The organism is Shimazuella sp. NTD248, from assembly GCF_059510395.1.
Genome location: NZ_JCAJZT010000003.1, coordinates 101,241 through 117,097, shown reverse-complemented (window position 1 = coordinate 117,097; position 15,857 = coordinate 101,241). Strand labels below are relative to the sequence as shown.

20 protein-coding genes are annotated in these 15,857 nt (G+C 37.3%); 4 read left to right on the top strand and 16 right to left on the bottom strand.

Annotation, left to right across the window (positions count from 1 at the left end; genetic code table 11):
* Positions 1-34 precede the first annotated feature (34 nt).
* From AC5WOE_RS07835 to AC5WOE_RS07820, 4 genes are all read right to left on the bottom strand, one after another.
* On the bottom strand, positions 35-217 hold the full coding sequence (locus AC5WOE_RS07835; RefSeq protein WP_496050453.1) for a hypothetical protein: 183 nt from the start codon (positions 215-217) through the stop codon (positions 35-37).
* A gap of 106 nt (positions 218-323) precedes the next feature.
* Positions 324-869 (bottom strand): flavodoxin family protein, encoded by a 546-nt coding sequence (locus AC5WOE_RS07830; RefSeq protein WP_496050452.1) that lies wholly within the window; start codon positions 867-869, stop codon positions 324-326.
* A 278-nt stretch (positions 870-1,147) separates the two neighbouring features.
* Positions 1,148-2,212: a M42 family metallopeptidase gene (locus AC5WOE_RS07825; RefSeq protein ID WP_496050451.1), complete on the bottom strand. Its 1,065-nt coding sequence runs from the start codon at positions 2,210-2,212 to the stop codon at positions 1,148-1,150.
* Positions 2,205-2,864 (bottom strand): YneB family resolvase-like protein, encoded by a 660-nt coding sequence (locus AC5WOE_RS07820; RefSeq protein WP_496050450.1) that lies wholly within the window; start codon positions 2,862-2,864, stop codon positions 2,205-2,207. Before AC5WOE_RS07820 ends, AC5WOE_RS07825 begins: the two co-directional genes overlap by 8 nt.
* Before the next feature lie 58 nt (positions 2,865-2,922).
* Here AC5WOE_RS07820 and AC5WOE_RS07815 point away from each other — a divergent pair, with 58 nt between their 5' ends.
* The 3 genes from AC5WOE_RS07815 to AC5WOE_RS07805 all read left to right on the top strand — a co-directional run bounded on the left by AC5WOE_RS07815 (position 2,923) and on the right by AC5WOE_RS07805 (position 4,155).
* The gene (locus AC5WOE_RS07815; protein WP_496050449.1) at positions 2,923-3,105 is read left to right on the top strand and encodes a DUF896 domain-containing protein; all 183 of its coding nucleotides are present in this window, start codon (positions 2,923-2,925) and stop codon (positions 3,103-3,105) included.
* Between the two features lie 77 nt (positions 3,106-3,182).
* On the top strand, positions 3,183-3,512 hold the full coding sequence (locus AC5WOE_RS07810; protein WP_496050448.1) for a transcriptional regulator: 330 nt from the start codon (positions 3,183-3,185) through the stop codon (positions 3,510-3,512).
* Between the two features lie 73 nt (positions 3,513-3,585).
* A complete protein-coding gene (locus AC5WOE_RS07805) occupies positions 3,586-4,155 on the top strand; it encodes a GNAT family N-acetyltransferase (protein ID WP_496050447.1) in 570 nt (189 codons plus the stop codon).
* Between the two features lie 334 nt (positions 4,156-4,489).
* Here AC5WOE_RS07805 and AC5WOE_RS07800 read toward each other — a convergent pair whose 3' ends face one another.
* The 4 genes from AC5WOE_RS07800 to AC5WOE_RS07785 all read right to left on the bottom strand — a co-directional run bounded on the left by AC5WOE_RS07800 (position 4,490) and on the right by AC5WOE_RS07785 (position 9,371).
* Positions 4,490-5,716 (bottom strand): epoxide hydrolase family protein, encoded by a 1,227-nt coding sequence (locus AC5WOE_RS07800; protein WP_496052298.1) that lies wholly within the window; start codon positions 5,714-5,716, stop codon positions 4,490-4,492.
* A gap of 229 nt (positions 5,717-5,945) precedes the next feature.
* Complete coding sequence (locus tag AC5WOE_RS07795; RefSeq protein WP_496052297.1) at positions 5,946-7,508, bottom strand: Vga family ABC-F type ribosomal protection protein; 1,563 nt, start codon at positions 7,506-7,508, stop codon at positions 5,946-5,948.
* 424 nt (positions 7,509-7,932) lie between these two features.
* On the bottom strand, positions 7,933-8,670 hold the full coding sequence (locus AC5WOE_RS07790) for a formylglycine-generating enzyme family protein (protein WP_496052296.1): 738 nt from the start codon (positions 8,668-8,670) through the stop codon (positions 7,933-7,935).
* A 113-nt stretch (positions 8,671-8,783) separates the two neighbouring features.
* Positions 8,784-9,371: an NAD(P)H-dependent oxidoreductase gene (locus AC5WOE_RS07785; RefSeq protein ID WP_496052295.1), complete on the bottom strand. Its 588-nt coding sequence runs from the start codon at positions 9,369-9,371 to the stop codon at positions 8,784-8,786.
* A 117-nt stretch (positions 9,372-9,488) separates the two neighbouring features.
* On the opposite strand from AC5WOE_RS07785, the gene AC5WOE_RS07780 reads away from it, so the two are divergent.
* Positions 9,489-9,932, top strand: coding sequence for a MarR family winged helix-turn-helix transcriptional regulator (locus tag AC5WOE_RS07780; RefSeq protein WP_496050442.1), 444 nt, complete (start codon positions 9,489-9,491; stop codon positions 9,930-9,932).
* A gap of 159 nt (positions 9,933-10,091) precedes the next feature.
* Here the strand turns inward: AC5WOE_RS07780 and AC5WOE_RS07775 are convergent, their stop codons facing one another.
* The 8 genes from AC5WOE_RS07775 to AC5WOE_RS07740 all read right to left on the bottom strand — a co-directional run bounded on the left by AC5WOE_RS07775 (position 10,092) and on the right by AC5WOE_RS07740 (position 15,780).
* Positions 10,092-10,649: a DUF1697 domain-containing protein gene (locus tag AC5WOE_RS07775; protein ID WP_496052294.1), complete on the bottom strand. Its 558-nt coding sequence runs from the start codon at positions 10,647-10,649 to the stop codon at positions 10,092-10,094.
* A 115-nt stretch (positions 10,650-10,764) separates the two neighbouring features.
* Positions 10,765-10,929, bottom strand: a complete 165-nt coding sequence (locus AC5WOE_RS07770) for a hypothetical protein (protein WP_496052293.1) — start codon at positions 10,927-10,929, stop codon at positions 10,765-10,767.
* Positions 10,930-11,156: 227 nt separating this feature from the next.
* Positions 11,157-11,654 carry a GNAT family N-acetyltransferase gene (locus AC5WOE_RS07765; RefSeq protein ID WP_496052292.1) on the bottom strand — a complete coding sequence of 166 codons (498 nt, stop codon included), beginning with the start codon at positions 11,652-11,654 and terminating at the stop codon, positions 11,157-11,159.
* Between the two features lie 329 nt (positions 11,655-11,983).
* The gene (locus AC5WOE_RS07760; RefSeq protein ID WP_496052291.1) at positions 11,984-12,850 is read right to left on the bottom strand and encodes an SDR family oxidoreductase; all 867 of its coding nucleotides are present in this window, start codon (positions 12,848-12,850) and stop codon (positions 11,984-11,986) included.
* 131 nt (positions 12,851-12,981) lie between these two features.
* Positions 12,982-13,680: a DsbA family oxidoreductase gene (locus AC5WOE_RS07755; protein ID WP_496052290.1), complete on the bottom strand. Its 699-nt coding sequence runs from the start codon at positions 13,678-13,680 to the stop codon at positions 12,982-12,984.
* Positions 13,681-13,757: 77 nt separating this feature from the next.
* Positions 13,758-14,195: an Rrf2 family transcriptional regulator gene (locus tag AC5WOE_RS07750; RefSeq protein ID WP_496052289.1), complete on the bottom strand. Its 438-nt coding sequence runs from the start codon at positions 14,193-14,195 to the stop codon at positions 13,758-13,760.
* A gap of 239 nt (positions 14,196-14,434) precedes the next feature.
* Positions 14,435-14,896, bottom strand: coding sequence for a DUF2269 family protein (locus AC5WOE_RS07745; RefSeq protein ID WP_496052288.1), 462 nt, complete (start codon positions 14,894-14,896; stop codon positions 14,435-14,437).
* 524 nt (positions 14,897-15,420) lie between these two features.
* Positions 15,421-15,780, bottom strand: coding sequence for a hypothetical protein (locus tag AC5WOE_RS07740; RefSeq protein WP_496052287.1), 360 nt, complete (start codon positions 15,778-15,780; stop codon positions 15,421-15,423).
* Positions 15,781-15,857: the final 77 nt, after the last annotated feature.

The following is a 15,857-nucleotide window of genomic DNA, read 5'->3' as shown; positions in this document are numbered from 1 at the left end:
ATATGCAAATCCTCCCAAATCCATAAGGCAGTTCTTACAATCTTGCAATTCGTAGTTCGATAGGATCTTCTTTGGGATTCCATTCTAGAGAATTTTTTGTTAATGCAAAGGAAAGATCATGATCAGGATCAGCAAAACCGACTGTGCCGTTGATACCATGGTATCCAAAGACGGATACTTGTTTGCTCATAACCGGATATGCTGAACTGCCAAGCAAATAACCTAATCCTCTTATTTTTTTCTCATGAATGGATATAAAAACAAATAAAGAAAATGAGTTTCCAAAATTGAAAGAGTAGCTGTGAAGCTACTCTTTCAATTTTTCACAACATCTCTTGAATTTTTCTATTCCATGTAGCTGCATTCTCAAGTGCACGCCGGTCATTTTGAACTTCTTCTGGTTTTGTACCTTGCCCAATCAAATATCCAATCATAGACATGTTCATAAAATCAAAAATGTATTGAAATTGTTGAACCAAAGGTAACGCTTTGATATGTATGCGGTCTCCCCCAACAATTAATACAAATGCTTGCTTTTTAGCCATTTCTCCACGGAAATCCATTGTTTTATCACGCAAACTCTGTGACCAACGATCAACAAAATTTTTCATGAGACCAGACATTCCATACCAATAAAGAGGCGTTGCAAAAAGTAGGATATCCTGTTCTAAGACTTGTTTTAAAACTTGATCATACTCATCATCAACTGCATCGAATCCGTTTTCCTCATGTCTCTGATCAATAATGGGATTAATACGATGATCCCTCAAAAATAATGTGGAGTGAGGGATATCTTTTAATAACACTTCTGTCAAATACTCAGAGTTCCCTTTTTTTCGAGAACTACCGTTAATAACCAAGACTTTCATAATTGATCAACCTTTCTTCCTTTGCCTGTGCTTTCTTTTTCATTATAATAATAGGGAGTGAGAATAATTCAATAAAAGGAGTGGTGGGTAAATGCCGAATCATGGAGAGGTCGATCCCAACTACAAACCATTTAGCCCAAGAGAAATTAGAAAATATTGCTCGAATTGCAAACGTTGGCACGAAATCAATATTAATTACCAGCCTATAAACCAATGTCCTAAATGTCGGGTAATGATCTAAATAACTTTGCGTTCCTCCCAGAGAGGAACGGCTTTAACTAATATCGAAGAAATGAATCTATTGTGCTTTTATCTAACTTTTTTGCTATTGCCTTTGCAAATACTTCTGCTGCTTCTATGTCTTCTCGATCTACAATCGTTGCATGAGAATGAATATATCTACCACATATACCAATCGCAGCTGAAGGAACTCCTTCACCAGACAAATGAACTACTCCTGCGTCTGTTGCTCCTTTGGAAATAAAAAATTGGTAAGGAATTTGTTCAGATTCTGCAATATCGAGTAAAAAATCACGAACTTGCGGATGCGTAATCATGGATCGATCAAGGATACGAATCAATACACCCTTTCCAATTTCTCCAAATGCATCTGAAATTCCTGGTGTGTCCCCTGCTGGACCAACATCAACTGCGAAAAATACATCGGGTCTAATCAAATTCGCTGAAGTAACAGCCCCCCTTAGACCTGCTTCTTCTTGTACTGTTGCACCTGCATATAGTGTATTTGGTAATCTTGTGCCATTTAGAGCCCGCAATAATTCAATAATCAATCCGCAGCCAAAACGATTATCCCATGCTTTAGCAAGTATCCGTCTTCCTCCCAATAAAGGAGTATACGGACTAATTGGAACAATAGGATTACCTATAGAGACTCCCCACTCTTTTACCTCTTCATCAGAACGTGCTCCAATATCAATAAACATCGATTCCATATCTATCCCTTTTCCTTTTTTCTCTTCTGATAAGAGATGAGGTGGAACAGAACCTATTACCCCTGTAATGCATTTTCCAGATTGTGTCATAATCTCTACGCGTTGCGCCGGCAAAACAGTCGGACTCCAGCCTCCCAATGTTTGAAATCGAATAAATCCTTTTTTCGATATTTGAACAACCATGAAGCCTACTTCATCTAAATGACTAGCGAAAAGAACTTTTGGCTCTCGAGATAACCCTCTTTTTACTCCAAAAATACTTCCTAATCGATCTTGAATGATCTCATCTGAATACCGATTAAGATAATAACGCATATGATTTTGGACCTTTTGTTCAAAACTAGGAGGTCCAAATGCTTCTGTAAATGTCTGATAAATATTGTCATCCATTCTGTAATTCCTCCTGTTCAGCTAACCATTCTTTATATCTTCTATGTACAGTTGCCCTGGAAACTTCATAGCCAAAACCTTTTAATGTAGCGGAAATCTCTTCGTATGTAAGCTTTTTTTGCTTTAAAGCTACAATCTGTTCGATTGGAATCTCTTTTTTCTCTCTACCGCCTAGACCTTGATTTTTAAGGTTTTTAGCTGGATTATATCCTTTTTCCTTTACAGCTCGCTTCATTCCCCAACTAATTTTTTGATTCATCATTTTACGCTGCAACTCTTCTACTTTTGATATGATATGTAATACAGTAGATTCACCAGCATCAAGCGCTAATTCTCCTCCGTGAAGCTTGCAATATATTCGACAGCCTGCTCGATGTAATTGATGGATAACTGCAAGCTTTGCTTCTCCTCTACCCAGACGTGTATCGTCTTGTACTAGAATAGCATCTACTTTGCTCTTTTTCATTATCTCTAACATCTGATATAATCCTTCTCTATTCAAATCATATCCACTATGCTGCTCTTCAATAACTTGAAGAACATTCATCTTTAATTCTTGGGCCCAACTCTTAAGTTCCTCTTGTTGTCGAGCTAAGCTAGACTCTTGTGTATCTTTTTTGGTACTCACTCGGGTATAAATAATGGCATTCATTTTTTCGTTCCCTTCCTGCTGTACTTCTGTTACACTCTAACTGAAGGAGTGTATATTCGTGATAACACCTGAACTAATTGCACGTATTAATTACCTAGCAAACAAAAAAAAGGATATTGGCTTGTCTGAAGATGAAATACAAGAACAAAAAGAATTAAGAGAAATATATTTGCAAGGAATACGTGGTCAGATGCATGATCATCTATCCCGCATTAAATTTGTAGATGAAGATGAAAAATAAGGATAATTAATTATACCAAAGAACCGGTATTTTTTTCCGATTTGATCTGCAAACTAGTTTAAGGAGGTAGAATTGCGATGATGCCTTTTCAAGAGATGGCCAAATTAAATAAACTCATTCATGAGCCTGCCCGTTTAGCCATTATGAGTGCTTTGGAAGCTTGCTCCATGGCAGAGTTCTTATTTCTCCAAGAACTCACAGGCTTAACCAAAGGAAATCTATCTAGTCATCTCTCCAAATTGGAAAGAGCAGAGTACCTTCTCATCAATAAAAACTACATCCGAAAAAAAATCCCGCAAACCACTATTCAGATCACACATGAAGGTGAAGCGGCACTTCGAGCATATTGGGAACAACTTGATAGGATAAGAGAAGTAACGAAACAATGGCAAAAGACGTCATTTTAAACATGCTAGGACGTATCCATACACACAAAAAGCGAGCCGTTCTCACGGTTCGCTTTTTTAGAGGGAGAAAAATATGCAAAAAGTAGAGATTCGAAGACCACATTTGAATGATGTAAAAGAGTTACATTCATTTTTTGATGAAGTCATTCATGATACATTTACCAAAGAGGGATTATCTGATTGGGATGAGGATATCGCAACAGAGGTGCGAAGCAAACAACATCACTTACAATTGGATCTCTCTAGTAATGGAGAAATCTGTTATTTTTTAATTGCAATCGATCAAACCTCTAGTAAAATTGTCGGCACCGTCGAATGCGGCTCTCCTAACAACATAATCACAAAACACACAGATGAATCATGGGAAAAACTAATAGAAATCGCAACTGTATTCGTACACCCAAATTATCAGAGAAAAGGTATCGGCAGTACTCTTTTTCATTCGATGTTACTTACATTACTCAGTAGAGGAATCCAAGAATTTTGTTTGGATAGTGGATATTCACATGCACAGAAAATTTGGAAGAATAAATTTGGAACACCAAATATTGCGCTCAAGGACTTTTGGGGTCCAGGAAAGGATCATCTGATCTGGAGACGATCGCTAGATGAAACCCCCATCCTTTTCTCAACAAATAAATGAGTTCCATCGGTATCTTTACATATACTTTGTTAGATTTGAGGGGTAATAGCAGGAAATCAACAAATATTAATCAAATTTTTTCGCAATTAAAAATCCGAATTAAACCCACACTTCACCCTTACTATCAAAACCTATTGTCCGTTCATCTGGTTACCATATCTCCGATCCTTTATAACAATAGTCTAAATTCATGGTAAACTATCCTATAGAAGGGCTTTATTATAGTCTCATAATCTCTCGAAAACCCGAACATCATGAAAGGACATGGCAACATGGAGTCTGGTTTTTTTTCCACTAAAGTTGTCTGTTGATTAGTTAAAACTGACACTAGGACTCACCGACGTCCACGAAAAGTTCGTCGTAAGTCCTCAACCCACTTATCTGGAATTTCCCAAGGGATAAAGTGTCCACCATGTTCGTGAGTTGTAATGTTGACATGGTTATACCAGGGAGCACGATCGCTGTCGAGAAAATTCTGTACGCGATTTTCAGTCGTGATACCAGGCGGATTTTCATAACCCACGAAAGTTATACCAGTGGGTGCCTCAATAACAGGCCAGCGATTATGAGCAGGTGTCCATGGATAGCGATTATTATTCGCATAGACTCGTATGGACGTTTCAATGGTATTGTTTACCCAAAAGATGCTTGCATGGGTGAGGATGTCGTCCTTCGAAAAAACATTCTCAACGTTTCCGTTATTATTACTCCATTTGATCCATCTCTCCAAAATCCATGCAAGCATTCCAACTGGGGAGTCACTCAATCCATAGGCAAGTGTGCTAGGATCAAGAACATGTACGGCTAGATGGGATGCAAATTTACGATCAAGCTCCAAAATCTTCTCTTTCATTTTTTGAGAAATGTTGTCCGGAAGGATACGGCCTCTAGCAAAATTCCATCCATCATCCCCATTAAAAAAATTCAATTTAAGGGCAGATCCGATGTGTATTGCGTAGAGACTATCACTATATTTGTGTCCCAGTTGCCCCGTTACAAGCGCTCCTACATCACATCCTCCTGCTGCATATTTATCATAACCAAGAATATCAGTCATAAGGGTATGCCAGAGATCGGCGATTTTCCAAAAGTTCATGTCTGGGTTGCTAGGAAGTGGCGACGAAAATCCGTAGCCAGGAAGTGAGGGAACAATCACGTCAAATGCTTCAGCTGGATCACTTCCAAATGCACCAGGGTTCGCAAGTGGATCAATGACTTTGGACCAATGCCAAAAAGTCCATGGCCAACCATGGGATAAAATCAATGGTACGGGATTGGGACCCGTGCCTGGTTTACGCATAAAGTGCACAGGAACTCCGTTCACATTTACTTTATAGTGCTCGTAAGCATTGATCGCACTTTCGGATTTCCGCCAATCAAACTGATTTATCCAATAGTCTACTAATTCCTCTAGATAATTCCTATTAACGCCATAAAACCAGTCATCATTACCAGTATCAAGCGGCCATCTGGTATACTTTAAACGGTTTTGAAGATCAGATAGTAACTCATCCGATACATAGATTGGACTAGGTTCAAGAGCAAAAGAAGCTTTTGCCACTAAAATTCCTCCTTAGACAATTAAATTTGTTAATAGGAATGTTTGTCTGTTATCCCAAATGAACAACCTTAATTATGAATCTTTTCGTTCAACGTTGGTAATTCGAATACCAGATGAGGGCGAAGTACTTTCTGTAAAAAGAGTTTCACTTCATTTCTATTTTTTCAAGGCTTCTGCATCTGTTATCTTCTTTTGTTTCCAGCCAAATCGAAAGTACGATTAATTCTCGTCATTTCCTCAAATTTCGTTTTTCTTGGAGAAGCAGTTGGAATTCTTTTTCTAATTCTGCGGAGGGTTCCATACTTAATCTACTCAAAACTTCTGTGATTTTTGTTTCGAGTAAAAGCTTTTGATCTTCATCGTTATGTTGGTTTTTAGATTGCGATTGTTCCTTGTACTGTTTATAACTACCATCGAACAAAGTGATGCTTTTATATTCAATCGCTAATATTCTAGTCGCAAGATTTTCGATAAAACGACGATCATGCGAAACAAAAATCACACTACCATTGTATTCTTTTAACAATGATTCTAAAGCACTAGTAGCTTCGATATCCAGAAAATTTGTAGGTTCATCTAAAACAAGTGTGTTGATAGGACTTAAAAATAATTTTGCTAATGCTACCTTAACACTTTCTCCACCACTCAATACTTCTACCGTCTTATGTACATCATTTCGATAGAAATGCAGTCGCGCGAGTACAGTTCGAATAAAGGACTCATCTCGATGTGAAGTGGAGCTGACGTTCTCGAGAATAGACTGATGTTTGTCTACAATATTTAAATTCTGACTAAAATATCCGATTTTGACAGATGGAGATAGGAATATGCCTTCCTCTTGATGAATCATCTTTTTTACAAGTGTTGTTTTTCCTGTTCCGTTCGCCCCAATGATTGCAAGTTTTTCTCCCCCACGAATATGGAAATTTGTTTTCTCCCAAAGGAGTCGACCAGAAACACGACCGATCACATCCTCTACACGAATAATGACACGATCACGAAATACATCTTCATTTGGTATATCCATTCTTAATGGGATATCTTTTTTTGGTTTTTCTACTTTTTCCAACTTTTCGAGGCGAGTTTCTATTGCACTGGCAGTCTTTTGCAATTTCTTTTGTTTTTTTGCAAAATATGGTTTTGTTTTTTTTGCTTCTATAGAACTTACTTTTTTGGGAGCTTTTGTTGCTCTTTCCGCTCTTTGCTCCTTTGATTTTAATGCTTCTTCTAGCTGTTTTTTCTTTGTTTCGTATTTTTCATATGCCAATTGCTTTTGTTGAATCTCCAGTTTCTTTTGATCTTCATAGTTACGGAAGTTTCCTTTATATACTTTTACCTGTTTATCATTCACTTCCCATATGATCGTGCAGATATTATCCAAAAATGCACGATCATGCGAAACTACGACAAAGGCACTTTTCCATTGCATTAATTTTTTCTCCAGCCATTCGATGTGTACGGTGTCTAAGTTTGTAGTTGGTTCATCCGCCAATAAAATTTCTGGAGCCTTACTAATTGCTTTGTTGATATATTCTTGAGTAACTTCGCCACCACTCTTTATAGTAGCTGTATTTTTAAATTGTGGTAAAAGATCACACTGCGCTTGTGTATTCACTTTTCCTTCTTCAGGATCTATTTTTTGGGCTAATATATTTAATAATGTAGTCTTTCCACTCCCATTTGAACCTACTAGCCCAATTCTATCCTTTGTACGAATCTGTAAATATTCTACCTCAAATAATAAACGATCTTTTATATAATGTTTCAGTTGAATTGCTTCCATCAATAACATACCATCATTCCCATTCCCTTAATTTGAGGGACAAAAAAAGCCCCTATTCCATTTCAGAATAGGAGGCATAATAGAAAAACACCAAATAACAGCAATTTTTGGGTTCAACTATAGAATACCAATCCTATTCTGAAAACATGATTGAAGGAATTCAGACAAAAAAACTGCTAGTTAAACCTTCAATTAATTGCTTTCGAAATAGGATTAGTTAATCATTTAGTCGGTTCACCCTTCCGTTCAAAATAATGTATTTACTCTATATCATAAACAATAGTTTGTCAATTATTACTACTTGGGGTAGTTAATTATGATGATAGAGCAATTAACTTAATTGTTGAGGATTTCGCCCTACAAAGAGAGACTAGGAAAAATAGAGTGTAGTTCATTAAAAGTATCAGTTCCGTTGGAAGCATGTATTTGGCTTTCAAGATCTAGCAATTCTAAATCCAATATCATCGGTATAAAAATCAGGCATACTCTTTCGACGACAAGTGGCTCCACAACCTCGCTCTTCTTCCGCCCAACTCCCTCCTCGAATGATCCGATAATTACCAAAAGTCTCTAGGTCATATAAATCCCAACACCATTCCCAAACATTCCCGATCATATCGTTCAGGCCCCATTCATTAGGCATTTTCTCGCCTACTTCATGGCGTCTTTCACTCGAATTACCTTTATACCAAGCTATTTCATCTATATCACCATATCGATATCCTTTTGAATTTGCTTTACATGCATATTGCCATTCAGCATCTGTCGGTAAACGGAAACCGTTCGCACCATTATTACAAATAATCTCATTGCTTTTATTGTCAGAATTATAAAACTTATCATAACCCAAAGCATCAGAGAGTAAATTACAAAAACTCACTGCATCGTACCACGAAACACGAACAACTGGTTTCCGAACTTCTGCATTTTTGATCAACTCTTTTCCCATAATTGCTGCATAAAGTTCTTCCGTTACTGTATATTTGGCAAGATAGAATGGCTCTATCGCTACATCCCATATAACTTCTTTTAAATTTTTCCGAATACCAGGCATTGCAAATTTATAATTGGAACTAATCCATTTTTGCTCGTTTCGATAATCTCGTAAACGTGTTTCTCCTTTGGGGATATATACCATCATATCTTTTACGTAATCATTTATATTAAGCATTGATTTTTCCTTGAAAATGGATTCTAGTTTTGCTTTGGACTAAAATATGATAAGAATTCTTACACTCTAGTAATCTTCGGTTATTAATGATTAAAGTTACATCGGTGTGATTTTTAACAGGCAGTTGTCTTAAAATAATGGTGTATTTTATTTAATTTTTCTTTTTGTTTTCCTTTTGGACTCTCCATATTTCCGAATTCAAAAAACTTGACTTTTTTTATACCAACAAAACGAAACAAAGCTTTCTTCATCAACACTTTATGTGCATTATTTAGCCAAAACAAAGGATAGTATGTTGGTCCTAACATAGTAGAAATACATACAACAGACTTTCCTTTTAATAGTCCTTCCGAGAGAAGCCCTCCTTTATCTTTATAAGCAAAATTCGAAGCAAACATCTGATCTATGTATCCTAAAAGCATAGCTGGAGGCCTTCCCCACCAAATCGGGTATATGAATACAATTTTTTCGGCCCAAATTATTTGTTCCCGATACTTTTCTAGTTGCGGATCTTTATGCATATCCCTTCGCCTTTTTTTCTCATTAAAAATCAAAACGGGATTAAACTTTTCCTCATACAAATCCAGCACTTTTATTTCTGTTATATTCGGATTTTCACTGCTTCCTTGGATGACTTTTTGCAAAAATGAATAACAAAGACTTTGGTGATTAGGGTGAGTAAATATCACTAGTGTTTTCATTTCTTCACCTCATTACTTGTCATTTGATAAATAAATCGTAGCACCTCCACATTTAGTTGTCAAATGATAATTGTCTTTTGATAATCACTCTGCTATTCTGTGGAGTGAGGTGAAACGATGGATAAAAAATTATTTACTTATAGATTTGTGGATTTTTTAATATCTGTTCATCAAGTAACCGATGAAATCACAAAAGATGTTAAGCCTGACGAGCTCACCCCTGTTCAATTCAAAATGCTCGAATATATAGCAGCTAGCTCTCCCGTAACGCTTAGTCAACTTAGTGATTGCCTTCAGATGTCTATGCCAAATACAAGTCGTGAATTAAAAAAAATAGAGGAAAAAAAATTATGCAAAAAAACATCTGTATCAGAAGATCGACGAAAACAATATATCTGTCTGTCTCAAAAAGGGGAAGTGCTCATGGAGGAAGTCTTCCAAAAAGTGGAATCTAAGTTATTAAATCGCTTAAAAGGCGCCTCCCAAAAAGATTTGGATGAAATTGATCAAGCTTTAAGTTTGCTTTACAACAAAGTATTTTATTCAAACAAAGCTCAATAATGCTGAACGCAGTAAAGTATTAAACTCCCTATGGTAGTGTTTTTCCTTATTAACACACAAACGTTAATAGAATAGACTTGATCAATCGCAAATCTATAAATCTTGTTAATGAACCGTATCGACAACTTAAGTAGAAATACGCTTTTCCTATAGCGTATTTCATTGTTCTCCTTCGAGCTCTTTAGCTAGCATTAGTTCATAAATTTTGCGAGTTGTATTTACATTCCTTACTGTCATTCTCTTATATAACTTGGTTCCAATGATTTTGCTCATACCACTTTTGGTAACATTCATTTTGTCAATGGACCATAGAATTGCTCCTAGAACATATATGACGGTATCAATTTTAGGTTTGATAGTCAGGTGTTTTATCACAGATTCATCATCCATATCTTCCCATAAAAACAGTACATCACTTTTCATCAGTTGGTCGTTCTTCCAAGAGTCCGGAAGAGCTTGCATGATTCTTTTCATATCATCTAAATGGAGAACCAAAACTTTGATAGATAGACCAAAGTTTGTATGTATGGCTTCCTCTAAAATGTGTGTTATTTTGGTTTTTGATACCTCTTCTGCTGTGAAAATAATGTTACCAGAATTGATATAAGTTAAAACAGAGGTCATACCCACTTCTTCAAAAGCTTTCTTAAGCATTTTCATATCAATTTTATTTTTCCCACCAACATTAATCCCTCGAAGCAGTGCTACATACACCATACTTAAAACACCTCGACTTTTTTCACTTTACTTCTCTTCTAGAATACGATAAATAGTAAGGATTGCTGTCTAAAGATTGAATCAAGACACGATCTTCTAATCGTGTCTTGATAGTTTATTTATCCCATGCATTCTTTCGTGGTGGTTCTAAACCTTTGTCAGGCTTAGCTTCTAGATACTGTCGTGGAACACCATCGTAATCTCCTTTTGGTCCTTTTGCCCAATTTGATTTCGGATTAGAAGGTTTAATATCTTCTTTTGCTTTGAACCAATCTGACATAATTACTCCTCCTGTGCACTTTCAATGAAATTTTATTGCATTCTTACTATTCTTTCTAGAGAAAGAAAGTCCTGTGCTTCTCCTTCATTCAGATCGGAAAATTTATAACTGGAAGATATGGTTTACCTCAATTAAATACCAATTATAATAGAACGTTATCAGAAGTTAGTTTGGCATACCGTACAAATACCCATTAATAAAATAATGAAAATTTTGTATAAGTGCTTCTACCTTTTTAAGGTTACTTCGTCGGCAAGCTTAAGTTCCATTTTAACAAGATCTATGTTCGGTGCGAATCCGTCTTGGTCGATCTCCTTCACAGTAAACCCAAATCGTTCGAAAAATCCGCAGCTATGTTGCGATGTCTCAATCATCACAACAGAAAATTGTTGCTCTGCTACAATTCGCCTCAAACGATCAACAAGAAGTTGTCGGCCGAGTCCACCGTGGTGAAGCTCCTGATGAACCATTCCCCAACAAAGTATAGCAATAGTTCGATCTTTTCTATCAGCTGCATAACCACCACAAGCGACAATTTTACCTTTCCTATTTTCCATAACAAAATACGGGAATTTCAAATCATTAAGAAATGCTACAAAATCTTTACGTTCCATAGAAGCAAAATATGTAGGCACATTACTGTCGAATAGCGAAAGGCAAGCTGCCATATCTTTATCCTGATAACATCGTATGGCATATTGCTCTCTTTTTTTCGAAGAGCTCATATTTATACATCTCCTAATCTCTTTTTATTGCTCCTGATTCGGAGGTTAAAACAAACGAATACTTGGACAATGATATTTGAAAATCAAAAAAACTAAATAACCTAGAATGATACCCTAATATACCACTATGCCCATATCATAACCGGTAAAAAGGCTTTTCTTCTGTTCATTTCATGATTTCACGCCTTATTTTTTTTATATTAAAAAGACAGAACCCCAACTAGGTGTCCTGCCTTTATATCAATGTGCTACACTATTTGCAGCATATAATTAGAATACTTGAGCCAATCCGATGGCTTGATGCTTCTTTCGTACCTCGCACCTTACTTTCATTTTCTTGTGGATTGAACAAGTCGACTTAGAGCTGTCTGGATCGGTGTTAGTGGTCTACCAAGCAGTTTTTCGAAGTCTGTACTTTCCACTTCCAATGTTCCTTCGCGAATTCCTTGTTGGATTCCGACGAGAATTGGAACAACGAAGTCTGGTACACCTACGTTTTTCATGATATCAACATAGGTAAAATCGTCGACTTGCTGAAAAGGTACTTCTTTATTCAGAACAATACCAAGTGCTGACACCAATTCTTCTTGAGTAAGTAGTTTGCCAGACAATTCGTAGATCTTGTTCTCATGACCGTTTTCTGTAAGTACAGCTGCAGCAGCTTCTGCATATTCTTGCTGGAGAGCCCAGCCCACCTTCCCAGATCCCGCTGAAGTCACCCAAGGTGCCCCTGCTAATACACCTTGAATACTCGATATTTCATTTTCTAAATACCAATTGTTGCGCAAGAAAGCGTATGGAATACCGGTTTTGAGAATTTCCCTTTCCGTAGCTCGATGAGGTGGAGCCATAAAATTTTTGCTTTCAGCTGCATTTGCAATGCTTGTATACGCAATAAAACCGATGTTCGCACGAGCTGCTGCTTTTACAGCATTTCTATGCTGACGAATTCGGATTTCATTTTCCCCATCTGCGGAAATGATCAAAATCCTATCAATTCCAGCAAAAGCTGCATCCAACGTTTCCGGACGATCAAAATCACCTTGTCGAACCCCAACGCCTTTATTACGGAATCCTTCTGCTTTATCTGGATTTCGGACACTGACAGCCAGTTGGTTTTCTGGTACATTTTTCAATAAAATGTCCACTACTTTCGACCCTAATTTCCCTGTTGCACCAGTTACTAAAATTTTCATCATGTTTCCTCCTATATAATCGTTATTTATCGTTGTAATAAAACATGTTACAACAAAGATATATAATAAAAGCTCTTCAATGGGAGCTTTTTGCTAATTCGACATTACTTCTTAGGCTTAGCAGATAGTGTTCAAGTACCATCAGCACAAGTGGATGACGTAGATTCACTCTCCATATCGTTATCGTTCTGCGCCTGCGATTCCTTCCAAACAGTATATAAAGCACGGAGAAACATATCAGTAGACTGTGCACCAGATACGACATATTTACGGCTGATGACGAAAAATGGCACACCATTGATACCAAGCTGGCTTGCTTCTTTTTCATCTTCGCGCACTTCATCGGAATAAACACCATTTACGATTATCCTGAGAGCTTCATCACGGTCCAACCCGACCCTCACCGCTAATTCAGCTAACGTCTCATGATCACCTAAATGCTGAGAGTCGGTAAAGTAGGCATGAAACAACTCTTGTGCCATTTCGTTCATTTTGCCTTGACTAGTGGCATAGTGTGCCAACCTATGAGCATCAAATGTATTCGTCAATATCATAGTGTCAAACTCGAATCTAAGCCCAACTTCCTTCGCTTGCACTTCGAGATTTCGGTTCATCTCTATTGCTTGTTTCCGGCTCATGCCATATTTAGTGGCTAACATATCATGCACATCATGATCCACATCTCTTGGGGCATTCGGATCGAGCTCAAAGTTTCGAAAAATAACTTCTACATCATCTTTGTACACAAACTGATCAAGGGCAGCATCGAACCGTTTTTTTCCAATGTAACAAAAAGGGCAAGCAAAATCGGAACAAATTTCAATTTTCATTCTAGCTACATCCTTTCCGTTATTTCAAACACGGTGTTGTAATTCAAATTGTTACAACAGTTCCAAAAAAAATCGGCTCATGTTTGCTTTTTTATCTGCTCGTTAAGCTCAAAAACTAATTCATGCATCGTGATTTCAGCTAAGATCGATTCCATTGCATTTTGAGCCCGTCTTAGGATCAGTTCGAGAACGCTTTGAATGTTTGCACCAACTGGACAGTCTGGATTCGGTTGTTCATGGATGTGAAAGAGCTCCCCTTCCTCCATTACTTCCACCGCTCGATAAACATCCAATAACGTAATTTCTTCTAACCCCTTAAGCAAAAAAGCCCCTCCCGTGCCTGCTCGTACTCCTGCCAATCCTGCTCTCTTTAATTGTCCAAGTATTCTTCGAATGACAACTGGATTTGTGCCGACACTATCGGCAATCCATTCCGACGTATGGTGCGCATTCTTGGCAGTAGCCAGTAATGAAAGAATATGAACCGCTATGGAAAATCTGCTGCTAATTTTCATTACGGACACCCTCCAGTTGTAACAATTATAGTTACAACTGGAGGGGAAAGTCAAGAGGATACAGGAAGAAAGTTGTTTCTGAGTTCTCAAGTCCTTTTCCATTATTATAGCAGCCAAGCCAAAAAGCAATATTCTTTCCTTTTTCCCAAAAGATCATTTGTTTAAAAAAATAATAGTTTGTAAATTAGGAGAATGAAAGCATATTACAATTTAAATAGCTTTTTTTAGAAATTTATTTTTTAAAAAGGTTTCGTTATCATAAAATACATAATCATAACAGGTAAAATAGTTGCAATAACTCCAATGACGGCCCAAAGATATGATAATTTTTGATATTCTGCTCCTATTTGTCCATTTTCAACCCATTTCGAACTCTGTTTAATCATTTTTCGTTGTACTGGTATTAGAATAAAAAGCCATAAGAATCCTGTAATTCCAAATAGAATCATTGATAAGGTTAACCAATTGAATCCAGTCATTGGCATACCTGATTTTACTGCCATAATTAAGCCTGATACCAGAATTAGAATAATACCTGGAAGGGTAAACACATAGTCAGCAAGCATCACGTTTTTAACGCTATGATGAATAAGAGTTGGATCTTTTTGATAATCTGCTCGTATTTTCCAAAATGCAGTAACAATTATATTACCGACTGATAATACCACTCCAGCTAAGTGAATAAATAACCATAATGTCATTTCACTCATATCCCTTCCGTTAGCCCGCTAGAAGTACGAATGCAATAAAAAAATTTGATCATAACTATATATTCTCATCTTGATTAAGCTTTTAATAAATCACTCATGAGCGATTTTCATTCATACATTTTAAAAGATTGTTTTCTTACTGAAATAGAGTGTCACATTCGATAGCCAAACATCCTTCATACATGAGTACTTATATGGCAATTATATATACAGACTATCGGTTTGTAAATATAAAGCATGCTATATAATTCGCAAGAAACTTTATATTACATTTATGGTAAAATATAGACAGTATTAGGAATGTTACAAAAATAGGAGGAGTTATTATGGGGTAGAACCAGCATCCGTGTCACCAAACGCAATTTGACCAATAAATGGAAAACGACTTAAGTTCTTAATAGACATCTCAAGTCGTTTTGTATATGTGAATGAAAGAACTTTATAATTTGGACTCCACTCTAAGAGTGGAGCGAGGTTGATACCTCCTTCTTCCACAGGAAGAAGCCAGAGACGCGTCAGACCACTACCGGTCCATTCCCGTCCTCCGGGAGCCAGCGCAGGTAGCCGTCCTTCCCGAACTGGAGCCACTTCCCGAATTCGATCTTCTCGCTACGGTAGTTGGGTGCAGCGGAGTTGATCACGCAGAAGTGCTTGGCTTCTCTGGCGTCCAGAGGGAACACCATGAACCGGCGCGGGTACGCCTGTACGATGACCATGAAGTACTCGGTCTGGTACGACTGGACAACAGGAGCGAGCTGGGAAGAGACGAACTTCCCGAAGGAAGCGGTGCCCGTTCCCTGTTCGAGGTTCAGCTGACCACCCTCCTTCTTGATCTCGATCGGAGTGGTGTTGACGGTCTGCGTGGTCTGGGTCATCATGACCTTCCCATGGGTTGAGGTACCAACATTACTAATTTCAATATATCAATGTGTTCACAATTTAACAAGATACG